Annotated in this window: 21 protein-coding genes, 1 tRNA gene and 2 pseudogenes; 14 read left to right on the top strand and 10 right to left on the bottom strand. The window is 67.4% G+C overall.

Features of this window, described 5'->3' with window-relative positions; translation table 11 throughout:
* Window positions 1-69 precede the first annotated feature (69 nt).
* The 5 genes from eno to ACYVI5_RS11570 all read left to right on the top strand — a co-directional run bounded on the left by eno (window position 70) and on the right by ACYVI5_RS11570 (window position 4,090).
* The gene (gene eno, locus ACYVI5_RS11590; protein WP_460580293.1) at window positions 70-1,350 is read left to right on the top strand and encodes a phosphopyruvate hydratase; all 1,281 of its coding nucleotides are present in this window, start codon (window positions 70-72) and stop codon (window positions 1,348-1,350) included.
* Between the two features lie 39 nt (window positions 1,351-1,389).
* Window positions 1,390-1,839, top strand: coding sequence for an FtsB family cell division protein (locus ACYVI5_RS11585; protein WP_460534608.1), 450 nt, complete (start codon window positions 1,390-1,392; stop codon window positions 1,837-1,839).
* An 18-nt stretch (window positions 1,840-1,857) separates the two neighbouring features.
* Window positions 1,858-2,373, top strand: a complete 516-nt coding sequence (locus ACYVI5_RS11580; protein WP_460580292.1) for a DUF501 domain-containing protein — start codon at window positions 1,858-1,860, stop codon at window positions 2,371-2,373.
* Window positions 2,374-2,412: 39 nt separating this feature from the next.
* The gene (locus ACYVI5_RS11575) at window positions 2,413-3,831 is read left to right on the top strand and encodes an NAD(P)/FAD-dependent oxidoreductase (protein WP_460534604.1); all 1,419 of its coding nucleotides are present in this window, start codon (window positions 2,413-2,415) and stop codon (window positions 3,829-3,831) included.
* Window positions 3,832-4,016: 185 nt separating this feature from the next.
* Window positions 4,017-4,090 (top strand) — tRNA-Leu (locus ACYVI5_RS11570).
* Window positions 4,091-4,168: 78 nt separating this feature from the next.
* Here the strand turns inward: ACYVI5_RS11570 and ACYVI5_RS11565 are convergent.
* From ACYVI5_RS11565 to sigJ, 4 genes are all read right to left on the bottom strand, one after another.
* Complete coding sequence (locus ACYVI5_RS11565; protein ID WP_460580291.1) at window positions 4,169-5,152, bottom strand: ArdC-like ssDNA-binding domain-containing protein; 984 nt, start codon at window positions 5,150-5,152, stop codon at window positions 4,169-4,171.
* A 249-nt stretch (window positions 5,153-5,401) separates the two neighbouring features.
* Window positions 5,402-5,869: a helix-turn-helix domain-containing protein gene (locus ACYVI5_RS11560; protein WP_460580596.1), complete on the bottom strand. Its 468-nt coding sequence runs from the start codon at window positions 5,867-5,869 to the stop codon at window positions 5,402-5,404.
* 702 nt (window positions 5,870-6,571) lie between these two features.
* Window positions 6,572-7,681 (bottom strand): lipocalin-like domain-containing protein, encoded by a 1,110-nt coding sequence (locus ACYVI5_RS11555; RefSeq protein ID WP_460580290.1) that lies wholly within the window; start codon window positions 7,679-7,681, stop codon window positions 6,572-6,574.
* Between the two features lie 75 nt (window positions 7,682-7,756).
* A complete protein-coding gene (gene sigJ / locus ACYVI5_RS11550) occupies window positions 7,757-8,659 on the bottom strand; it encodes a sigma-70 family RNA polymerase sigma factor family protein (RefSeq protein ID WP_460580289.1) in 903 nt (300 codons plus the stop codon).
* A gap of 159 nt (window positions 8,660-8,818) precedes the next feature.
* Here sigJ and ACYVI5_RS11545 point away from each other — a divergent pair, with 159 nt between their 5' ends.
* Window positions 8,819-9,565 (top strand): SDR family oxidoreductase, encoded by a 747-nt coding sequence (locus tag ACYVI5_RS11545; protein ID WP_460580288.1) that lies wholly within the window; start codon window positions 8,819-8,821, stop codon window positions 9,563-9,565.
* A 64-nt stretch (window positions 9,566-9,629) separates the two neighbouring features.
* Window positions 9,630-10,454: an NAD-dependent epimerase/dehydratase family protein gene (locus ACYVI5_RS11540; RefSeq protein WP_460580287.1), complete on the top strand. Its 825-nt coding sequence runs from the start codon at window positions 9,630-9,632 to the stop codon at window positions 10,452-10,454.
* Window positions 10,455-10,506: 52 nt separating this feature from the next.
* Here ACYVI5_RS11540 and ACYVI5_RS11535 read toward each other — a convergent pair whose 3' ends face one another.
* From ACYVI5_RS11535 to ACYVI5_RS11520, 4 genes and pseudogenes are all read right to left on the bottom strand, one after another.
* Window positions 10,507-10,905: a cupin domain-containing protein gene (locus tag ACYVI5_RS11535; protein WP_460580286.1), complete on the bottom strand. Its 399-nt coding sequence runs from the start codon at window positions 10,903-10,905 to the stop codon at window positions 10,507-10,509.
* A gap of 114 nt (window positions 10,906-11,019) precedes the next feature.
* Window positions 11,020-12,749: pseudogene (locus ACYVI5_RS11530) on the bottom strand (L-aspartate oxidase).
* The gene (locus tag ACYVI5_RS11525) at window positions 12,742-13,056 is read right to left on the bottom strand and encodes a copper resistance protein CopC (RefSeq protein ID WP_460580285.1); all 315 of its coding nucleotides are present in this window, start codon (window positions 13,054-13,056) and stop codon (window positions 12,742-12,744) included. Before ACYVI5_RS11525 ends, ACYVI5_RS11530 begins: the two are co-directional and overlap by 8 nt.
* 20 nt (window positions 13,057-13,076) lie before the next feature.
* Window positions 13,077-13,325, bottom strand: a pseudogene (locus ACYVI5_RS11520) (copper resistance protein CopC); the annotation flags it as partial.
* Window positions 13,326-13,511: 186 nt separating this feature from the next.
* Here ACYVI5_RS11520 and ACYVI5_RS11515 point away from each other — a divergent pair.
* Entirely contained in the window at window positions 13,512-13,949 is a 438-nt protein-coding gene (locus ACYVI5_RS11515) for a hypothetical protein (RefSeq protein ID WP_460580284.1), read from the top strand.
* 174 nt (window positions 13,950-14,123) lie between these two features.
* On the opposite strand, the gene ACYVI5_RS11510 is transcribed toward ACYVI5_RS11515, so the two are convergent.
* On the bottom strand, window positions 14,124-15,212 hold the full coding sequence (locus ACYVI5_RS11510; protein ID WP_460580283.1) for a hypothetical protein: 1,089 nt from the start codon (window positions 15,210-15,212) through the stop codon (window positions 14,124-14,126).
* A 196-nt stretch (window positions 15,213-15,408) separates the two neighbouring features.
* Between ACYVI5_RS11510 and ACYVI5_RS11505 the strand changes: the two genes are divergently transcribed.
* Window positions 15,409-16,224 (top strand): ZIP family metal transporter, encoded by an 816-nt coding sequence (locus tag ACYVI5_RS11505; RefSeq protein ID WP_460580282.1) that lies wholly within the window; start codon window positions 15,409-15,411, stop codon window positions 16,222-16,224.
* Window positions 16,225-16,252: 28 nt separating this feature from the next.
* Here the strand turns inward: ACYVI5_RS11505 and ACYVI5_RS11500 are convergent, their stop codons facing one another.
* On the bottom strand, window positions 16,253-16,981 hold the full coding sequence (locus ACYVI5_RS11500) for a VIT1/CCC1 transporter family protein (RefSeq protein WP_460580281.1): 729 nt from the start codon (window positions 16,979-16,981) through the stop codon (window positions 16,253-16,255).
* A gap of 212 nt (window positions 16,982-17,193) precedes the next feature.
* Here ACYVI5_RS11500 and ACYVI5_RS11495 point away from each other — a divergent pair, with 212 nt between their 5' ends.
* The 5 genes from ACYVI5_RS11495 (at window position 17,194) to ACYVI5_RS11475 (ending at window position 22,542) form a co-directional block, all read left to right on the top strand.
* A complete protein-coding gene (locus ACYVI5_RS11495) occupies window positions 17,194-17,859 on the top strand; it encodes a TetR/AcrR family transcriptional regulator (protein ID WP_460580280.1) in 666 nt (221 codons plus the stop codon).
* Window positions 17,856-19,133 (top strand): MFS transporter, encoded by a 1,278-nt coding sequence (locus tag ACYVI5_RS11490; RefSeq protein ID WP_460580279.1) that lies wholly within the window; start codon window positions 17,856-17,858, stop codon window positions 19,131-19,133. Before ACYVI5_RS11495 ends, ACYVI5_RS11490 begins: the two co-directional genes overlap by 4 nt.
* Window positions 19,134-19,174: 41 nt before the next feature.
* On the top strand, window positions 19,175-20,440 hold the full coding sequence (locus tag ACYVI5_RS11485) for an alanine racemase (protein ID WP_460580595.1): 1,266 nt from the start codon (window positions 19,175-19,177) through the stop codon (window positions 20,438-20,440).
* The gene (locus ACYVI5_RS11480) at window positions 20,437-21,786 is read left to right on the top strand and encodes an FAD-binding oxidoreductase (protein ID WP_460580278.1); all 1,350 of its coding nucleotides are present in this window, start codon (window positions 20,437-20,439) and stop codon (window positions 21,784-21,786) included. Before ACYVI5_RS11485 ends, ACYVI5_RS11480 begins: the two co-directional genes overlap by 4 nt.
* A gap of 189 nt (window positions 21,787-21,975) precedes the next feature.
* Window positions 21,976-22,542: a LemA family protein gene (locus ACYVI5_RS11475; protein WP_460534590.1), complete on the top strand. Its 567-nt coding sequence runs from the start codon at window positions 21,976-21,978 to the stop codon at window positions 22,540-22,542.
* Window positions 22,543-22,548 lie beyond the last annotated feature (6 nt).

Here is a 22,548-nt window from a genome sequence, read left to right as displayed (position 1 = left end):
TCGCCCGTGCCCCTGTCGGCGCCGTCGCCGGCGATACCCCCTCACCCATGAAGAAACAAGGAGACCGTTGTGGCTTTGATCGAGGCTGTAGGCGCTCGCGAGATTCTGGATTCCCGCGGCAACCCGACCGTCGAGGTCGAGGTGCTTCTCGAAGACGGCACCGTGTCGCGTGCGGCTGTTCCCTCCGGCGCATCCACCGGAGCGTTCGAGGCGTACGAGCTCCGCGACGGCGACAAGTCGCGCTACGGCGGCAAGGGCGTCGAGAAGGCCGTTGACGCTGTGCTCGACGAACTGGGCCCGGCGATCGAGGGATTCGAGGCATCCGAACAGCGTGCGGTCGACGCGGCGCTTATCGAGGTCGACGGCACCGAGAACAAGAGCCGCGTCGGAGCCAACGCCATCCTGGGCGTCAGCCTCGCCGTCGCCCGTGCGGCGGCCGACGCCGCCGACCTTCCGCTCTTCCGTTACGTGGGCGGCCCTAACGCGCACGTGCTCCCGGTGCCTCTGTTCAACGTCATCAACGGCGGCGAGCACGCCGACAACGGCATCGACATGCAGGAGTTCTTCCTCGCGCCGATCGGCGCATCGACCTTCCGCGAGGCGCTGCGCTGGGGTGCAGAGACCTACCACGTTCTCAAGTCCGAGCTCAAGGCGGCGGGGTTCAGCACGGGCCTCGGCGACGAGGGCGGCTTCGCCCCCGACCTGCCGAGCAACCGGGAGGGTCTCGACTTCCTCGTCAAGGCGATCGAGAAGGCGGGCTTCACCCCGGGCAGCGACATCGCCCTCGGGCTGGATGCGGCGGCCACCGAGTTCTTCGACGACGGCGTGTACACGCTCGACAAAAAGCAGTGGTCGGCGCCCGAGCTGATCGACTACTACGCCGACCTCGTCGACTCGTACCCGATCGTGACGATCGAGGACGGCCTCGCCGAAGACGACTGGGAGAACTGGCAGCTGCTCACCGAGAAGCTCGGAAAGAAGATCCAGCTCGTCGGCGACGACCTGTTCGTCACCAACCCGAAGCGCCTGGCCAAGGGCATCGAGCTCGGGGTCGCCAACTCACTGCTGGTCAAGGTCAACCAGATCGGCACCCTCACGGAGACGCTCGACGCTGTCGCTCTGGCGCACCGCTCCGGCTACACCACGATGTTCTCGCACCGCTCAGGCGAGACCGAGGACACCACCATCGCCGACCTCGTCGTGGCGGTGAACTCCGGTCAGATCAAGAGCGGTGCACCCGCTCGAAGCGAACGCGTCGCCAAGTACAACCAGCTGCTGCGCATCGAGGAGGAGCTCGACACGGCAGCAGAGTACGCCGGCCGCAGCGCCTTCCCGCGCTTCACGGCGTAGCTCACGGGATTCGGGGCGGGCGTGCACCAGACTGGAAGCATGCCCGCCTCGAACGTTCGCGCCTCCGCGAAATGGCTGCGCGGCATCCGCTTTTCTTGGTTCAGCCTTGTGATGCTCGGCCTCGTCGTGCTGGGTGTGCTGGTCGTTGCGCCCACGCTGAACCTCTACGTCGACCAGCAGCACCAGATCGCGAAGCTCGAGCAGAGCAACGCCGACACGGCGAAGAAGGTCACCGATCTGAACAAGCAGGTCGCGGACTGGAGCGATCCGGACTACATCAAGGCCCAGGCCAGGCAGCGACTGCTCTTCGTGATGCCGGGGGAGACCAGCTATCTTGTGATCGACGACCGGCCGCCGGCACCTAAGAAGAATGACGCACCGGTGAGTTCTAGCATCCAGAAGACCAAGTCGGACTGGCTCACCACGATCGCCGGATCGTTCCTCACTGCGGGGCTGACCGACCAGACGGCCGCACAGCTCTCCCGATGATTTCTCCAGAGTGATCCGATGACAACACCCCCGTTCGATGCGGTGTCGGCGCGCGACATCGAGGTCGTCTCAGCACAGCTCGGCCGCCCGGCACGTGGCGTGATCGGCATCGCCGCGCGATGCGTGTGCGGCGCTCCCACCGTGGTGGCCACCGCGCCACGGCTGCCCGGCGGTGCACCCTTCCCGACGCTCTACTACCTGAGCCATCCGGCCGCGACGGCCGCGATGTCGAGGCTGGAAGCATCCGGAGTCATGGCCGAATTCGGCCGGATGCTCGAAGATGACGAAGAATTGCGTGCTGCCTACCAGCGTGCTCACGCCGCGTACCTCGCCGACCGTGACAGCGTGGAGCATGTCGAGGAGATCGACGGATTCTCCGCCGGCGGCATGCCCACCCGGGTCAAATGCCTGCACGCGCTGGCCGCACATGCGCTGGCGGCAGGACCGGGAGTGAATCCGATCGGCGACCTCGCGCTGGCGCGTGGCGACTGGTCGCCGGATGCCTGCGAATGTGCCGACTACCCCGTGCGGTAGATTGGACTCATACTTTTCGTTTCAAGGAGACGCTGCACTGTGCCCAAAATCCTGATCGTCGGCGGCGGATACGCCGGCTTCTACACGGCCTGGAAACTCGAGAAGTGGCTGCGCAAGGGCGAGGCAGAGGTCACGCTCGTTGACCCGCTTCCCTACATGACGTACCAGCCCTTCCTCCCCGAGGTCGCCGCTGGTGAGATCGAGCCGCGCCACGCGGTCGTCTCCCACCGCCGTCACCTCAAGAAGACGAACGTGATCACGGCGAAGGTCACCTACGTGAACCACGCCGAGAAGAAGGCGACGATCACGCCGGCTATCGGCGAGCCGTGGGAGTTCGAGTACGACCAGGTCGTGGTCACCGCCGGTGCGGTGAGCCGCACGTTCCCGATCCCGGGCGTGGCCGACCAGGCGATCGGCCTGAAGAACATCGAGGAAGCCGTCGCGATCCGCGATCGCATCCTGGGCAACTTCGACAAGGCTGCGGCGCTCCCGCCCGGGCCGGAGCGCGAGCGACTGCTCACGTTCGTCGTCGTCGGTGGTGGGTTCGCCGGCATCGAGGCCTTCGCCGAGATGCGGGCGTTCGCGAGCGCGCTGCTGAAGCAGTACCCGCAGATCACGTTCGAGGAGACGCACTTCCACCTGATCGAGGCGATGGGCCGCATCATGCCCGAGGTCTCGCTGCCCACGAGCCACTGGGTGATCAAGAACCTGGCCGAGCGCGGTGCGCAGATCCACCTCGAGACCCAGCTCTCCAGCGCGGTCGACGGCCACATCGAACTGTCCACTGGTGAGAGCTTCGACTCCGACCTGATCGTGTGGACCGCCGGTGTCATGGCGAACCCGCAGATCGTGCGGCACACCGACCTGCCGATCGAGGAGCGCGGACGACTCCGCGTTCGCGCCGACCTGCGCGTCGGAACCGATGACGACATCATCGCGGACGCCTGGGGCTGCGGAGACGTGGCGGCCGTTCCCGACCTCACCGGCTTCGGTGTCGGAGGGTACTGCGTTCCGAACGCCCAGCACGCCGTGCGTCAGGCAAAGCTGCTGGCGAAGAACATCGTCGCCGCGCTGCGCGGCGAGGGCATCAAGGAGTACTTCCACAAGCCCCTGGGCGCGGTGGCCGGTCTCGGCCTCGGCATCGGTGTCTACCAGTACAAGAACCTCGCCATCAAGGGCCTGATCGCATGGTTCATGCACCGCGGATACCACGGCCTGGCCATGCCGAGCTGGGAACGCAAGTGGCGCGTGCTGGGCGACTGGTGGCTGGACTTCTGGCTCGGCCGCGACAACGTCTCGCTGGCCGCCGTGCAGAACCCGCGAGGCGTCTTCGAGGAGTTCGCGGCGCGTCCGAAACCTCAGGTCGAGGCGGCCTCGCCGAAGAACGACGCCGCGCCTGCCGCGGCCAAGAAGCCGGCGGCGAAGAAGGAGCCGGCCAAGGCATCCGTCGCCAGCTGAGTACGACGTCGAACGGCCGCGCGGGCGAGACCTGCGCGGTCGTTCGTGTCGCCGTCGCACTGCCTGCGCCGAACCACCCTCGAAGTGCCGAGCCACCCAGGAATCGCCGCGAATTCGCGGGTGGCTCGGCAACATGCGGGTGGCTCGCGGCACGAAGGCGGCTAACCTGCGTGTAGCTGCGCGACGCCCCCGTAGCCCAATCGGCAGAGGCAGGCGACTTAAAATCGCTTCAGTCTGGGTTCGAGTCCCAGCGGGGGCACCCAACGCACAAGGCTCGAACCTTGGCCCAAAGAATCAAGGGCTGGGGTTCGGGTCTTGTCTGCTTCTGCAGCCCAGGTCAGGGCGTCGGCGTTGACGGCGGTGTCCAGCAGCATCTCGAACGGGCGGGCGTTCTCGACACGCAGCTCATCGTCCTCATCGACGTAGACCTTGGTGAAGAACGCCTGGTTGCACAGGGCTCCTTGTCCTTCACCGTGCCCGCCCAGCCGGAGACGTAGGACACGGAGTAGGAGCTGGTGTCCATGCCGTGCGCGGCGCCGATCATCAGCGCCACCGACTCGGCCTCGACCTCCCCGATGCCGCGGTGCTTCGCCCAATCGGGGTTGTCCGGACCGTGGAGCCGGACGTGGCCGAGCTCGTGCGCGAGGGTCTTCACCTGCGCGGCCGGGTCCATGTTCGTCCGCACCGCGACGGTGCGCGCCTGGAAGTCGGTCAGGCCGTTCGCTCCGCGGATCATGCCCTCGTGCTCGACCCGCAGCACCCGGTAGCCGTCCGCCTCGACCAGCGCCGCCAAGCCGTCCCACAGCCCGGCGGGCGCCTCGCCTTCCAGCAGCCGGGGCACGGGCCGCTCGGGGATCGGATCGCCCGTGGTCTGCGAGGCATCCCAGACGTAGGCCGGCTTCGCGGCGATCATCCGCGAGCGCACCGCCTCGCCCGGCTTCGGCTTCTCGAACCGGCCGAGCCGCCGCCAGGACTCCGCATCCTGCGGCGTCGAGGACGCGAACCGCCCCGTCACCGGGGCGAAGATCACGTAGCCCGACTGCCCCTTGGCGACCTGCCGGCCGAGAGACTGCCATTGCTTGTAGCCGGCGACATAGGAGGGCTCCGGGTCGGGCACACGGCCCTTCTCGTAGGCGTCGAGGTGCTGCGCGAAGATCAGCAGCGTGTTCCCGAACGACCTCGACCGGAACCGCGCCGCGAACTCCAGCGCACGCCGCCAGTCATCGCCGGACACCAGCCGCTCGACGGCACCAGCCAGCCGCTCGTGCAACTCATCGAGCTCCGCGTCCCGCGCCGCTCGTGTCTCCTCGTCTGTCGCCATGATCGACCTCCTCCCGGTGAGGGCCGAAAGCATGCGCCAGTAGCCCTTGCGACCATGAGGTACGCCAGGAGGATCAGAGGACGAGACGGACGGAACAGGAGTGGCGACCGTCAGGCTCCACGATGAACCCGACGTGTCCCAACGGAGTAGACCAGCAGGGTGGAGCGGATCAACGATACGAGGGCAATGGGGTTCTCCTGCCGCGAATCACGCGACAACCGCCGCGATACATCGCGAACGCGAAGTCATCTACGGGGTCGGCTGACCCGAGCTCTGCCCATCCGTAGTGCGCCCGTGCTTGAAGGGGTGCGGGTGGCTGCGGTAGTGGGAGGGTGATATCCCGAACCTTCTGCGGAACCACGCTGCGGCCACTCGGGCATCCGTCCAGCCAACCGCACGCGCTGCGGCTTCGATCGTCTCATCGGTCTCCTCGATGAGACGCGTGAACTCGGTCAACCGAACCTCGTTGAGGAATCGCATTGGAGGAAGCCCGACGAGCGACGTGAACTGCCTTGTGAGGTGAGTCCGCGAAAGTGAAACGGATCGCGACAGGAGATCGACGTTCCATTGGTGCGCAAGGTTCTGTCGAAGATGCTGTACGGCGCGCCCAACGTGACCGACGGAGGCTGCGGACGTCAGGGTTCCTCGGATCGGAAAGCCATCAGCGACGGGAGCGAGAGGGAACCGACGAGCGTCCAGAAGGACCGGAAGCAACATCTCCGTTGCGCGAAGAAGGAGAGCCAGCGCGCGTACCGTCGCCACCTCGGGTTCCACCGATCCGTCCCTGAGCACGCTCACCTGTCGAAACAGCGGCTCAACTCGAAGGAGCACCGCCATGCCCGGTCTCAGCAGCAAAGGCCCGCCTGTCCACTCGGATGGATGAACACCGGGCTGCACACGGTCCGGGTTAGGCAAGAGCCAGTTCATCTGGTTGCGGAGAAGAGGCTCGTCGACATAGAGCGTCCACATGCGTATCTGCGGCAACGGGCGGACAGAGCACCATGCGCCTGCGCCCAGCGCGAGCGCATCTCCTTCGCGCATGTCAACGATGCCGCGCTCTGTTTCGACGCGGGCGTTGCCCTCGAACACATACACGATCTTCGCGTGATCGAAGATCGCTCGGTTCATCGGCAGAGTTCGGATGCTCTCGACAGCCGCGATGAACGCACGAGATGTCGGCGGCGTTGGGGAACTAGCCTCCGTGGGCTCGCTAGCAGACGAGGGCCGGAGTTCAGCGCCGCCAGCGCGCCCGTCAGGCGCCTGCACCGTGCGGAGGGCGGGAAGTCGCAACCAGCTTCCGCCTGCCTTCCTCGGCGTCCAGACTCCCGGCTGACGAGTCGAGGCAACGTGTTTGAGTCCGCGGTACGGACTGTGGCGCTTCGTCGGAGTCGCGCGGGATACGGGGTCGACGCAGCATTCTCAAGCGGGGCGAACCGGAGACCGCTCGTCGGTGCGAGCATGCCCGAAGTACATGAGCTCCCAGATCGCCTCGTCGTTGAACGACTCCACGAGCTTGGTTCCTGACCATCGTTCGATGGTGAGCTGGCCGACGAAGCGTAGGTAGGCGCCGTCGAAGCGGATGAGTCGTGCGGCGAGCTTTCGGAGGCCCTTCATCTGCTCGACGAAGGTGTTTGCAACGAGGTCGCGCTCGCGCTTGAACGTCACGACGTACCGATCAGTTCCGTCGTCGTAGTAGTACGACGTGACGTTCGCGACGGGCTTGCCCGTCTTCGGGTCCGTGTGGGCGTCTTTCGCGAGGAAACGCACGAACCGTGCGTCGTCGGCCACGATCTGGCCGTCGCGGGCGAGCATGAAGATCGGGATCGGATCGTAGCCATACTTCTCGTGCGCGGTGATGTACGAGGCGATGACGGAGTACGGGCCAGCCTGCCCGCGCGCCCAGTACCAGTCGTTGATGATCGACATCATCCCGACGTTGCCCCAGTTGTGGTCGTGGTATCCGACGCCCCTCACCTCGGTGCGAATCCCGTCGACCTCGTAGGAGCCTTGGACTGCGCCCTGCGGCACGGCGGGCAACCATGAGAACTCCAGGTCGCGCTTCTCGCCGAACACGAGGTATCCGGTCTCTGGACGCCAGGGGCGTATCTGCGCGTCGAGGGTCACATGAACCTTCACGTCGTCGATCTCCGCGTCGATCTCGTAGTGGGTCAGATCGCCGGTGAAGCGGTTCTCACCGATCCGCACGTCGGCGTGATCCGTGGCCGCTGAGAAGGAGTCGGCGGGGTAGTCGCGGATGAAGTTCAGGCTGCGTCCGTCCGGTAGGTCGAGGTTCATGCGGATCATGGGACTGAGCGGGCGCTTGGGTGCGGAGAGGTCCTTCGTCATGAAGATCACGACGAGCTTCGCGCCGTTGTCGAGATGGGCGTCGAAGTACCACCACTCGTAGGTGCCGCTGCGACCATCGGTACGGGCGCCGTCTTCCCGGCGAGTGATCTCGTCTCGGCTGATGCCGATACGCCGATAGTCCTCATCCTGATTCGCGATGCTCGCGGTGTGGGTCGTAGCCACGCTCTCTCTCCAATCGCGGCGCGCGGAGAGGCGCCGTCGATGAACAGGACCGGATACCCCGATGGGATGTGAGGTTCAGTTCCAGAGCGTGAGCTTGTCCGGGTTCATCATCAGTCGCACATCGGTCACGAGCCCGGCAACGACATCGAGGCTGACGACGCCGATGATCCGGCCTTCGTCCCAGAGTGCGAACCCGAGCCCGTCCGGGGTCTCCTGGTCCAGGACGGCCGCTTTCGGGTTCTTTTTCAGCGCGCCGAACAGGAATCGGGCCACCTTGTCTGCGCCGAAGACCGGGTTGCGTGCAGCGGTGACGATGCCGCCGCCATCGGAGCGAAGTACCACGTCCGGGTCGAGGACGGTGATGAGACTGGCGATGTCTCCTGTCCGTGCCGCCGCCGCGAACGCTCTGACTACTTCGTCGTGCTCGGCACGCGAGACGCGACGGCTGCGGCTCTGTTGCACACGTCGGCGAGCCGAGGTGGCGAGCTGCCGGCATGCCGCGGGGGTGCGTCCGACGATCTCGGCAATCTCGTCGAAGGGCATCGCGAACACGTCGTGCAGAACGAACGAGACCCGTTCCGCTGGTGTCATGGCCTCCAGCACGACGAGCAAAGCGGTGCTGATCGACTCGTCTAGCGTGACGCGTTCGAGCGGGTCTTCGCCGGCGTCCGTCGCAGCGGGGAACGCGTAAGCCGGAACCGGCTCTGGAAGCCACGGCCCGACGTATCGCTCACGCCTGCGTCGTGCGGAGTCGAGGACGTTCAGGCAGACCCGGCTGGCGACGCGGGTCAACCAGGCTCGTGGAACCTCGATCGCATCGCGTTCGGCCTGACTGAGCCGGTACCAACGGATGTAGGTCTCCTGCACCGCGTCTTCGGCCTCGGCGACGGTGCCGAGCATCCGGAACGCGAGGGAGACCAGGTGCCGTCGCTCGCCCAGCACCTCAGCATGCAGCGCGCCACGTTCTTGGGGGGTCATCGCGTCCTCCTTTCGACTATCTGACCGGGCTGCCGGCCGATTTGTGAGGGAGAGACCTCACATCCGGGTCGCCTGCGCTGTCCTGGAGGGTATGAACGCAAAACCCCTCTCCCATCATCTCCCGTTCCCGAAGCAGGCCGAGGTCGCGGGGGTGACACGATGAAGATCGTCGTCGCCGGTGCGACCGGCTCCCTGGGAACACAGGTCGTCGAGGCGGTTCGCGCCGCCGGTCACGAGCCGGTGTCGATCAGTCGAGAGACGGGCGTCGACCTCATCAGCGGCGCCGGACTCACGGAAGCGCTACGAGGCGCGTCGGCGGTCATCGACGCGTCCGCGACGAGCAGCACGTCCACGAAGGAGTCGGTCGAGTTCTTCACGACCGTGACGCGGAACCTGCTTGCCGCTGAGCGTGCGGCGGGCGTGCCCCATCACGTCGCGATCTCCATCATCGGCGCCGCCAAGGTGAACGCGAACTACTACGCGGGCAAGGCTGCCCAGGAGGAAATCCTGCGAGCAGAGCCGGGAGGCTGGTCGCTGCTGCGCACGACGCAGTTCCACGAGTTCGCTCGTCAGCTCGTGGCTCACGGCAAGCTCGGCCCGTTCCAGGGGGTTCCGAAGATGCGGTCGCAGCCGATCGCGGCCACCGAGGTCGCCGCCGAGCTCGTCGCCATCGCGTCCGGCGATCCTCGCGGGATCGAACCCGAGCTCGCCGGCCCACGGGAGGAAAGGATGGCCGACCTCGTCCGGCGCTACCTTGCCGCGACCGGCCAGCGCCGGCCCGTCATCGAGCTCTCGATCCCCGGAGCCTGGGGCCGTGGAATGCGGGACGGCTCCCTGCTGCCGAAGGCGGGGACGCGACTTGGGCGGCAGCCCTTCGATGAATGGCTCGCCGCGCAAACCCGCTGACCTCCCATCACCGCAAAGGTCAACACATCTGACCCCTCGAACCTCGTATGAGAAAGGACAACCCATGCGCATCTTCCTCGCCGGCGGCTCCGGCGTCATCGGAAGCCGACTGATCCCGGTGCTTGCCGAGGCGGGACATGACATCACCGCGACGACGCGTCGCGCGGAGAACATCGACTACCTCAGAGATCGAGGCGCGCGCCCCGTCGTGGTCGACGTCTACGACGCCCCTCACCTGACAGCCGCCGTGGCAGACGCCGCGCCCGACCTCATCCTGCACGAGCTGACCGACCTGAGCGACTTCGACACCGAGGCTAACGCCCGGCTCCGACGTGCGGGAACCGCGAACCTGGTCGCCGCGGCGCAGGCCGCGGATGTGGGCCGCATGATGGTCCAGAGCATCGCGTGGGCGTATGAAGAAGGCAGCGCCCCGGCCGTCGAGGACGACTCGATCCAGGCTGGCTCACCGATCGAGGTGATGGAAGACCTCGTGTGTCGCCTTCCCCACGCGACGGTGCTCCGCTACGGCATGCTCTACGGACCCGACACGTGGTACGCGCCGGGCGCCCGCATGGCAAACGCCGTCACAGCCGGCCTTGTCCCCGCCACCCCGGCGATCACCTCCTTCGTCCACATCGACGATGTGATCGCCGCGACCGTCCAGGCCATCGACTGGCCCGATGGGGCCTACAACATCGTCGATGACGAGCCCGCGCCCGCCACCGAGTGGCTTCCCGCATACGCCGCCGGGCTCGGCGCCCCCGCGCCGACAATCGCGGACCTACCCGAAGGCGCTCCGCTGGGTCGTGGCGCCTCCAACACGAAGGCCCGCACCGCTGGCTGGACCCCGATGTACCCGACCTGGCGCGAGGGTTTCCCTCGGGCATGACGTGAAGGCAGGCGGGAGCACGGCTGAACCGTGCTCCCGCCCTCCTCGTGTGTCAAGCCGCCGGACGCGGATGACGCAGGTGCGCCCGCGCCGCCAGCTCCTCGGTGCTCACGTAGGTCAGCATCTCCTGATCCGGCGCGCAGACCATCACCGCGACGAAGACGGTACGGGCGTCGGTGAGGTTGTTGGCGGCCTGGTAGTGGATGACGTCGCCACCGGGCTCCCAGAACGCCTCTCCGGCACGGATGACGCGCTCCGGCTCACCCTCGAGCTCGAAAATGAGCTCGCCCTCGACGAGATACCCGAACACCGGGCCGGAATGCCGGTGCGGCGGCGAGCCGGCCGAACCGGGTTCGAGCTCGATGGTCACCGTCATCACGTGCGACGGGCCGAACCCCTGATCGAGGTGGGCCTGATCCAGCAGGCGGATGTTGGGGTCAGATTCAGCCATTTCTGGTGCTCCATTCTGGACGACCAGATGTCGTCCCTGTGCGAGTGCGACGGGCGTCGCGTTTGATAATGAGGCGAGCGAGGTCAAGGGACCTCCGTCGGCCCCAGGGGGCGTCTATTCGACGAGCTTCCCGACGGTGGAGACGTCTCGGATGAGCTCAGTGATCTCCTCGGGCACAGGCGGGATTGCTTCGTGGGTCACGCCGCTCGTCGGTGACCAGACGAGGTTGACCTGGAGCGAGGGGTCGAGGTCCGGGTAGTCGCTGCGGTTGTGGCATCCGCGGGTCTCGCGCCGTTCTCTGGCGGACTCCAGAGTCGCCCGAGCGGCGATCAGGGAGGCTTTCAGGTCGAAGGCGTGCGCGAGGTCTTGGAAGCCGGCGATGTCGGGATGGATGCCGATGTTCTCCATCCGCTCGTCGATCGCGGCGATGTCATCGAGACCCGCTGTCAGGCCGGTCTCGTCCCGGACGAGGCCGGCATGCTCGGTCATCGTGTTGCGGATCGCCCGCTGCAGCGCACGGACGTTCTCCGTGCCGTCACCAGCAAGGAGCGAGTCGACCTCGGCACGAGCATCCGTGGTCGCTCCATTCGACCGGCGTTGCTCTGACAGCGATGCCGAGTAGGAGGCCGCCGCCTGCCCGACGATCCGCCCGTAGACAAGCAACTCGATCAGCGAGTTCCCGCCGAGGCGGTTGGCGCCGTGGAGCCCGCTCGACGCTTCGCCGATCGCGTAGAGCCCGTCGACGTCGGAGCCGTGGTCCTCCGGGCGAACCCAGACCCCACCCATCGAGTAGTGGGCGGTCGGGGCGATCTCGATCGGGTCGCGGGTGATGTCGAGCATCTGCAGCTCCATCATCGTCTGATAGACGCGGGGAAGCCGCTGCATGATCGTCTCCCGCGGCAGATGCGAGACGTCGAGCCAGACCCCGCCCTTCTCGGTGCCGCGGCCCTCCTTGATCTCGGTGTACGCGGCCAGAGCGACACGATCACGAGTCGACAACTCCATGCGCTCGGGGTCGTAGCGCTCCATGAAGCGCTCACCGAGCGCGTTGCGGAGGATGCCGCCCTCGCCGCGCGCGGCCTCGGAGATGAGCGTCCCGGCCGCGTTCTCCGGTTCCAGGACGCCCGAGGGATGGAACTGCACGAGCTCGGCGTCTCGCAGCCGGGCTCCCGCATCCACTGCCAGCCGGAACGAGTCACCGGTGTTCTCGTCGCGGCGCGACGAAGTGCGCCGCCAGATGCGGTTGTGCCCGCCCGCGGCGAGGATCACCGCATCGGCGTGGATCAGGTAGCCGGTTCCGTCCGCGATATCGAACCCGTAGGCGCCGAACACCGCATTGTCACGGACCAGAAGCCGCGTGATGTAGATGCCGTCGAGGATTGGCACACGAAGCTGCTCGACGCGAGCGACGAGCGCGCGCTGGATCTCCAGGCCGGTGTAGTCGCCGGCGAACGCGGTGCGACGCCAGGTGTGGGCGCCGAAGAATCGTTGGGAGATTCGCCCGTCCGCCTCCCGTGCGAAGGCCATCCCGTACCGTTCGAGATCGCGGATGCCTTCCTCCGCGCCGCGGGTGACGACCTCGACGGTGTGCGGGTTGGCAAGGAAGTAGCTCTCCTTGATCGTGTCGGCGGCGTGCTGCTGCCAGGTATCCGCCGGGTCCATCGTGCCCAGAGCGGCGTTGATGCCCCGGCTGCGAGGGAGGTGTGCGCATCCAGGCGAGGGCGCTTTCCGACGGCGATCACATCGACGCCGCTCTCCGCGAGCTCGATCGCGGCCCGAAGCCCCGACCCGCCGGTGCCGATCACCAGGACGGCGGTCGCCAGGCGGCGCTCGGTGTTACTCATGACGCATCTCCTTCTGGCCGATAGCGGCCTTCTTTTCGTGACGTCCGTAGACCGTTATGAGTCCATAGACCATGTAGACCAGCAGCGCACCGACGACGGCGCATGCACCCACGAGCACCCAGGACGCGTCCGCGGCTGTCAATACCGTGTCGAGAGGATTGATGTCCGCGACCGCGGTCCCCAGCGTGAACCGGATGACGCCCGACATCGGGGCGCCGTCGGCGGAGACAACGCTCCATCGAATCTCGTACCGGCCCTCGGGGGCGTTGGGCTTGACCGGCGAGGAGACGACCGTCTCGTCCTCCACAATCGCAGGTCCCGCAGTCCAATCGCCCCCTGCTCGTCGGCCAGCACGACGGTCACCCCGACGTCCTGCACGGCTGCTCCGAACGTCAGCTCGATCTGCGCGGGCATCGTCGCGATGCTCGCCCCGGCTTCGGGGGTGCTCGACTCCAGCGGGCTATGCGCCGAAGCCCTCTGCGCGGGCAACAGGACGATCAGCACGAGTGACAGCACGAGCGCACCAGCGAGTCCCCATCGAGGGTGTCTATGGCTTGATCGCGCGGCGGTGTGCATCTGGCTTCCTTCGTTTGGCTTCGTCTGCCGGTCTCATCAGTCACGACCGGGCAGGGCCTCGCGATGTGAGGTCATGGGGGCGTCCTCACGAAAGGACGCCCTACGCGGTCATATCCAGTGACACCCACACGACGCGGAGCGCGGACACGCACCGACCGTGCCGCCCTGGGAGAAAGAGAAACCCCAATGACCGTCTTCATCCGAATCGGACTCGCCATCTTGTTCCTCGACGAACTCGTGGTCGGCGCGTGGAACGCGATCTCTCCCGAGACCTTCTACCGCTACTTCCCGACCGTTGACCTGACCCCGCCGTTCAGCGAGCACTACGCCCGCGACTTCGGCGGCGCGACCCTCGGCATCGCGCTCCTGCTCGGCATCGCCTTCTTCAAGCCGAAGGCACACTTCGTCATCCCCGCGGCGCTGGCCTACTCGATCTTCGCCGTGCCGCACTTCTTCTTCCACGTCGCCCATCTCGAAGGCGCTACCGTCGGTGAGGCGATCGCTCTCACCGCCGCGAACGCCTCGGTCGCCCTGCTCGGCATCGCGATCATCCTCGTCACGATTGCGCGCGACCGGCGCATCGCCCAGCATCAGATGGGAGCCGCGGCGCACCCGACCCACTGACAGCGAGGAGTCAGGACATGCCCAGGATCGTCGTCGTCGGAGGTACCGGCACCATAGGCGCTCGGGTAGTCAGATTGCTTCCGGACCGTCGCCTTGGATGGCCATCCGGTGCTCGATCGGTCGGGTGCCGGCGCCGGCGAAGCAGCACGTCGGTGGCGACGAGCGCGATGCTGATCAACAGCATTCCGGGACCACGCCGTACCTGGTCAGCCAGACGTGCAGCAGCTGACTGTGCGAGAGCGCTGCGTAGTCGTAGAACGGAGCGGGGTTGTCCACGACGGATGCCGTCCAGACGACGATCGAGAGGGTTGCCGCCGCGAGGATGCCCAGGCGTTGCCGCGCAAGGGCGTGACGCCAGGCGACGGCCACCAGCCCGGCGAGCAGCGCGACGATGGCCACGGCGAGGATCAGGCCTCCGGTCGCCACGAACCGCCCGACCTGGCTCTGCGGCATGAGGTCGGGAACGATCGCGTTGATCAGGTATCCCTCCGCGATCGAGAGGGGCGAGTCCTGTGCTGCGGTCGGCAGGCTTCGCGGCGCCAGGAGGGTGACGACGAGCTGCGTGGCAATTCCGATCACCGGCCCGGAGACGAGGAGCCACCCGTGTCGCCTGCGTGTCGCCGGAACCAGCAGGGGGAGAAGGAAGACGGCCTGGATCTCGCTGAGTGCGGCGGCGAGGCCGATCAGGCTCATGGTGACGGCACCGCCTCGGGTGCGGGGCGTGAAGAGGAGCAGCCAGAACAGCATCCACATGAGCAGGGAGTGCAGGTTCGTCGGGGTGCCGAGAACGTCGCGGGGGCCGAGCGGAAGCAGCACGACGACGGAGGCCAGGATCACGCGCAGGGTTCGGCTTGACAGCACGTCGCGCGAGGCCACGAAGACGATGCACGCGATCGCTCCGGTGACCAGGCACGCGCCCGCGGCCATCCCCAGCGCCCAATCGGCTGCGGGTAGCCACCGCACCACCGCTCCGGCGATCAGGCGCGGGACGAACTGGAGGTAACCGGCGTAGGGGACGAACGTCGCGCCGAAGGGTCCGTGTTGCTCCGCACCGAAGAGGAACAGCCGGCCGTCTTCGGCCCACAGAGTGTCGTGCGCCACCGGAGGCAAGCGGAACCACACCAGCAGCGCCGCACCCAGCGCGGCAGCTGGGAACCCGAGGGAGAACAGGGCGCGACGCCGGAGACGATGGTCCGGTGCCTCTGGCGGGTTCCCGTGCGGGCGAGACGGCACTCGTATGCTGCGCGGAGCGAGAACCGTCATGAACCCATCGCACGCTCAGCACCCACAGGAACGAACAAGAGTCCGCGGTTGGCCGCGTCTCACAACGTTCTCGTCAGCAGCTCATAAGTCACGCACACAGGGACTCTCCGGCTCACGAGGAGACCCGCGGTACGGAGGAGTGCATTCCGTCCACTAGGTTAGGTATGCCTAAGCTTCCCGGCGAAAGAGAGTGTGCGTGACCACAGGGACCGTCATCGTGATGGGCATCATCGCGGGTGGGACGATCTTCATCGGTCTTCCGATCGGAAGGCTTCCAGCACGCGGCGCGGGTCTGCGGGCACTCCTCAACGCCATCACCATCGGGGTCCTGCTCTTCCTGCTCTGGGACGTGCTCGCGCACGCCGTCGACCCGGTGGATGCCGCGCTCACCGCAGCGACGGACGGCCGGTCCTGGTGGCCGTTCGCCGGGCTCGCGGCGCTGTTGTTCGCAGGCATTGCCATGGGGCTCATCGGGCTCGTCGCCTACGACCGCTGGATCGCGCGGAGACCTCGCGAGCTGCACGTGCCGATCCATGGCGTGCTCCGGCTCGGCGACCCGGCCAGCAGGCTCGCGTTCCTCATCGCGGTGGGCATCGGGCTGCACAACTTCTCCGAAGGTCTTGCGATCGGCCAGTCGGCCGCTTCTGGCCAGTTGCAGCTCGCGGTCACCCTCGTCATCGGCTTCGCCCTGCACAACGCGACGGAGGGCTTCGGTATCACCGCGCCGATGGCGGCGTCGTCAGTACGGCCGCGCTGGCGTCAACTGGCGATTCTCGGTGTGATCGGCGGTGGCCCCACCTTGGTCGGAACCCTGCTCGGCAGCGTCGTGGTCAACGACGCGCTCGGCCTGGTCTTCCTGGCGCTCGCCGCAGGGTCGATCATCTACGTGCTCGTGCAGCTGATCGGAGTCGCGCTCAAGATGAGCCGCGGCTACACGCTCTATGTCGGGGTCATGATCGGGCTGATCGCGGGCTTCGTGACGGACTTCATCGTGAGTGCCGGGGGAGCGTAGGCGCATCGAGCCCACTCCCTGGCGCGCCTCACACGCCTGAGGTGTGGAAGATCCGGCCGATGACGAAGGTGGCCGCCAGCGCGATGGCTCCGCCGATCACGACACGGAATGCGGCTCTCCAGCGCGGGCTTCCGCCGATCGCTGCGGCGGCGTATCCGGTGAGTCCGAGCGCCACGATGACCGCGGCGAACGTGATCGGGATGCGGTACGCCGCCGGGAGCAGGATCGTCAGCATCGGGAGCGCGCCGCCGACGAAGAACGACAGCGCCGACGCCAGGGCCGCATGCCAAGGACTGACGACGTCGTCGGGGTCGATGTCGAGCTCCGCTGACAGGTGCGCCCGGAGGGCGTCGTGTTCGGTCAGCTCGGTCGCCACCAGGTACGCGGTCTTCTCCGAGAGCCCCTTCGCCCGGTACAGACCGGCAAGCTCCTCGAACTCCTCCTCGGGCATGGTGGCGAGCTCCTCGGTCTCCTTCGCGATCAGCGCGCGTTGGCTGTCGCGCTGGCTGGACACCGAGACGTATTCTCCGAGCGCCATCGAAACGGCTCCGCCCACGAGCGCTGCAAGACCGGCGACGACGATCGGGCCGATGCTGGGTGTCGCACCCGCGACACCGACGACGATCGCCGCCACCGACACGATTCCGTCGTTGGCGCCCAGCACCCCGGCTCGCAGCCAGTTCAGCCGCTGCGCGAGGCCGACGCGGTGCGGCTCATCCGCATGCTGACCCGGTACCGGAACATTCTGTTCGGACATGTCGGAAGCACATCACACGTTGCGCGTCGTATCCAGCAAGGATTGGCACACCTTCGGTGCGGCGCAGGGGTGCGGTTCGATCTTGGATGATGCATACTTGGTCAACTGACCAAGTTCGGCGGACGGGTACCCGTCGATCTCGTTGTCTCTGTTCGACGAGGAGCAGGAGCCATCATGCAGCACACCACATCGCAACCCGAACGGCCCGGCGCATGACGCGCATGTCGGTCTCCGAGCGACGAGCCGCCCTCGTCAGCGCCGCACTGCGGGTGATCGCGCGGGAGGGGGTCTCGGCCGCCACGACGCGCGCGATCTCCGCGGATGCCGGCATGCCGCAGGCATCGTTCCACTACGCCTTCGAATCCCGCGACGAGCTGATGCGCGAGGTGGTGAAGCACGTCGTGGAGCAGGAAGAGCGCTCGATCCTGCCCGCGATGGTGCCGGCATCCGCTCCCGCTGACATGCGCGAGGCGCTGCGCGGCGGCCTACAGCACTACTTCGCCGGAGTCGTTGCCGACCCCGATCACGAGCGGGCGATGTACGAGCTGGCGCAGTACTCGCAGCGCACGCCGGGCGCTGAGCACCTCGCGCGGCTGCAGTACGAGAGCTACTTTGCCCTCGCCGTCGCCTCGCTCGAGACCGCGGCAGAACTGGTCGGCGCCCGCTGGCTGCGGCCGGTCGACGAGATCGGACGCCTGCTGGTCGGACTCACCGACGGACTCACGTCGACGTGGCTGGCGACCCGTGACGACGCGGCCGCCCATCGGCTCATCGATTTCGCAGCGGATGCCGTCGCGCGGCTGAGCGAGCCGGTCGCCGAAGCCGTGGATGTGCGGCCGCATGAAGATCGCACCAGCGCCATGGGAGCACGTGCATGAGCGCGGACAACGCGACGGCGGACGACGCTCCGCTGACGGTCGCCGTCTTCGCCGAGCCGGTCCGGCGCGTCGGCGGACGCTGGATCGCCGCCTTCGCACTCGCCTGGTTCGGCGTCTGGATGGCGCAGCTCACGCCCATCCAGCTGCTGCTGCCCTCGCAGATCCAGAATCAGTTGAAGACGGATGACTGGGTGCAGAACGTGATCGCGTTCGGCATCATCTCCGGCATCTCCGCTCTCTGCGCCATCGTCGCCTTTCCGGTGACGGGCGCGCTCTCCGACCGCACCACGAGCCGGTTCGGCCGCAGAAGGCCTTGGATAGCAGCGGGCGCGTTGATCTTCGCGGTCTCGCTGCTGCTGCTCGGCGTGCAGAACACCATGGCCGGCATCGGAGTCTTCTGGTGCTTCGCGCTGATCGGGTTCTGCGTGCTCACGGCGGCACTCACCGCCACCATCAGCGACCAGGTTCCGGTCGACCAGCGCGGTTACGTCTCGGGCTGGTTGTCGGCTCCGCAGGCGATCGGTATCATCGCCGGCATCCTGCTCGTCACGATGCTCGCACTGGGCACGTTTCTCGGCTACGCGGCGATGGCTGTGCTGCTCATCGTGTTCGTGATCCCGTTCCTGTTCATCCCGGATGCCGTGCTGCTGCCCAGCCAGCGGGCGCCGTGGTCGCTGGCGGCCATGATGGACTCGCTGTGGATCAGCCCGAAGCGCTACCCGGACTTCGGCTGGACGCTGCTGAGCCGCATCCTGGTGAACTTCGGCAACGCGTTCGGTACGACGCTGCTGCTGTACTTCCTCGAGTTCGGGCTGCACGACAAGCAGGCGCAGGACGACCTCGTCGTGCTCACGCTCATCTACATGGTCTTCGTGATCGCGGCCGCACTGGGTCTCGGCAAGCTCTCCGACGTGCTGGGCAGACGCAAGGCGTTCGTGTTCCTGTCCTCGACGCTCCAGGCACTGGCCGCGCTGATCCTGGCGTTCGTGCCGACGTTCGGGGTCACGATGATCGCCGCCGGCCTGCTCGGCCTCGGCTACGGATGCTTCCTGGCGGTCGACCAGGCGCTCGCGACCCAGGTGCTCCCCGACCCGGAAACACGCGGAAAGGATCTCGGCATCATGAACATCGCGACCGCTGTGCCGCAGGCGGCAGCGCCGTTGCTCGGCGCGCTGCTGGTGTTCGTGGCAGGTTTCGCGGGCCTGTTCATCATGGCCGCGGTGTTCGCCTTCGCAGGCGCCGTCGCCGTCTCCCGAGTGAAGTCGGTGCGCTGATGACGGTCATCGCCCAGCAAGCCCAGCACGAAAGCCCCGAAATGCGCTCTTCCGCCATCGACCTCTCGCTGCCGCCGCAGGCATCCCGACGACGCTGGGGGAACCCTGCGCTGTATTGGCCGTCGCTGACCGCGGCGACCGCTCACCTCGACGCGCCGGTCGCCGTGCTCGAGCTCGACGCGTTGCGGGCCAACGCGCACGACATGCTCCGCCGAGCGGGCGGAACCCCCATCCGCATCGCCTCGAAGTCCGTGCGCGTGCGAGCCGTCGTCGAGGCCGCACTGGCGCTGCCCGGGTTCCGCGGCGTGCTCGCGTACACGCTGCCAGAGGCGCTGTGGCTGGCGGAGGGGGACAACGAGCACGAGCCGATCGATGACGTCGTCGTCGGATACCCGACGGCTGCCCGCTCCGCCATCCACCGCCTCGCGACCTCGCCGGAGCTCTCCTCACGCGTCACCCTCATGATCGATTCGGTCGATCACCTCGACCTCATCGACAGCGTCGCAGCGCCCGGCGATCGCGAGAGCGTTCGCGTCGCCCTCGAACTGGATGCCTCCTGGCTCGGCCCCATCGGCCGCATCGGCGTCTTCCGCTCTCCCGTACACACGCCGCATGACGCTGAGAAACTGGCGGTACACATCGCGGCGCGACCGGGGTTCACGCTCGTCGGCATGATGGCGTACGAGGCGCAGATCGCTGGCCAAGGCGACGCGCCCGCCGGCCGGCCCGGCTACGCGGCCACCGTGCGCTGGATGCAGCGCAACTCGAAGGCGGAACTCCTGGAGCGCAGGGCGGCCGCCGTCGCAGCAGTGCGTCGCGTCGCCGAGCTCGAGTTCGTCAACGGCGGCGGAACCGGCTCGCTCGAGTTCACCTCGTCAGATCCCTCCGTCACCGAGATCGGGGCGGGCAGCGGGCTGCTCGGGGGCCACCTGTTCGACAACTACCGCTCGTTCTCGCCTGCGCCGGCGGCCGCGTTCGCCCTCGACGTGGTGCGCAAAGCGCAAGCGGGGAGTGCCACGATCCTGGGCGGCGGATGGGTGGCATCCGGCCCGCCTGCCGCCGACAGGCTGCCTTCCATCGTCTGGCCCACCGGACTGCGGATGGCGCCGCCGGAGATGGCAGGCGAGGTGCAGACGCCGGTGAGCGGCCCGAACGCCGCGGGGCTGCGCACAGGCGACCGGGTGTGGTTCCGGCACACGAAGTCCGGGGAGCTGAGCGAGCACGTGAACGAGTTCGTCCTCGTCGAAGGCGGCGAGGTCGTCGGCTCCGTGCCCACCTACCGCGGCGATGGGAAGGCCTTCCTGTGAGCGGCGCAGCCAGGACGGGAGCGCTGTGGCGCAACTGGGGACGCAGCGAGAAGATCCGTCCCGCTCGAGTCGAGCGACCGAAGGATGCCGGTGCCGTGCAACGCGCGGTCGTGGCGGCGGCGACGCGCGGGCTGCATGTCAAGCCGATCGGTGCGGGGCACAGCTTCTCAGGAGTCGCGGTCGCGCCGGGCGTGCAGCTGGACCTGCATGAGCTGAGCGGCGTGCTCGCGGTCGATGAGGCATCCGCTCGGGTCACGCTCGGCGCAGGCACGAATCTGTACCGGCTCCCCGAGCTTCTGGAGCCGTACGGGCTGGCCCTGGAGAACATGGGCGACATCGACCGGCAGACGATCGCAGGCGCCACCTCGACCGGTACGCACGGCACGGGAGGCCGATTCGGCGGGCTGGCCACGCAGATCGCGGGCGCGACGCTCGTCACCGGCGACGGATCCCTCCTGAGCGTGAACGAGACCGAGAACGCCGAGCTGCTGCCTGCGGTGCGTCTCGGGCTCGGCGCACTCGGCGTGCTCGTCGACCTCACCATCCAGTGCGTGCCCGCTTTTCTGCTGCACGCCGTTGAGCGCTCCGAACCGCTCGGGGAGGTTCTGGATGCCTACCTCGACCGGTCAGCGAACGAGGACCACTTCGAGTTCTACTGGTTTCCGCACACCGACACGGCGGTCACGAAGACGAACACGCGCCTGCCCGCCGACGCGGACCGGCATCCGCGCCCCCGGTTCGGTTCCTGGGTCGACGACGAACTGGTCGCGAATGGGGCCTATCGAGCGATCTGTGCGTTCGGCTCGGTCTTTCCTGCCATGGTTCCGCCGGTGAATCGTCTCGCGGCACGCCTGATGGGCAATGGCGACTTCACCGACGACTCGCCCCGTGTCTTCGTCAGCGACCGCTCGGTGCGTTTCCGGGAGATGGAATACGCCCTGCCGCGCGAGGCGGTGCCGCACGCCGTGCGCGAGGTGGATGCGCTCATCCGCTCCCGGGGCTGGCGCATCTCGTTCCCGGTCGAGGTCCGTTCGGCGGCCGCGGACGACAACTGGATGTCCACCGCCTACGGTCGCGACACCGGCTACATCGCGGTGCACCGCTACCACCGTGAGGACCCCAAGGAGTATTTCGCCGCGGTCGAGGCCATCATGCGCTCTCATGACGGACGACCGCACTGGGGCAAGATGCACACGCGCACGGCCGACGACCTGCGGCCGGCGTACCCGCGCTTCGACGACTTCGTGGCGGTGCGCGACCGGCTGGACCCCGCCGGGGTGTTCGAGAACCGCTACCTGCGATCCGTTCTTGGCCCGGTGCGCGTGGGCGCAGGCAGCGCCGGTTGAGCATGCCGGTCGGCATCGAAAGCCGCCGGTAGAACTGGCCTGAACCCGCCCGCCACGACCCTTCGCTGTGCACCTGCCACGGCCTAGCTCCGAGAGTCGTGGGAACGCGCAGAGTGTCGGCGGCGCGCCGGTAGGATGACCGGGTGTCGCGCTGACACGCCCGCCCACGCTCGCAAGGAGTAGCCCGCCATGGAATGGCTGATCCCCGTCATCATCATCGTCGTGATTCTGGTGATCATCGGCATCTACTTCTGGGCGATGTACAACTCGCTCGTCACGCTGAACGTGCGCGTCGACGAGGCGTGGAGCGACATCACCGTGCAGCTCAAGCGGCGTGCCGATCTGATCCCCAACCTGATCGAGACCGTCAAGGGCTACGCCGCACACGAGAAGACCGTCTTCGAAGACGTCACCAAGGCGCGCGCCGAGACGCTCTCCGCGCAGGGACCGGCAGAGGCGTCCGCCGCCGAGAACCACATCCAGCAGGCGCTGAAGAGCATCTTCGCGGTCGCCGAGGCGTACCCGCAGTTGCAGGCGAGCCAGAACTTCCTGCGCCTGCAGTCCGATCTGGTCGACACCGAAGACAAGATCCAGGCCGCCCGCCGCTTCTACAACGGCGGAGTACGCGAGTTCAACACGAAGATCCGGGTGTTCCCGAACAACCTGTTCGCCAAGCGCCTCGGGTTCAGCGCACGCGAGTTCTTCGAGGTCGCCGACGCGAACGCCATCGCCGAGCCTCCGCGCGTACAGTTCTGACCGCCG

It is taken from the genome of Humibacter ginsengisoli (assembly GCF_054780095.1).
This window is presented reverse-complemented; position numbering and strand designations above follow the sequence as displayed.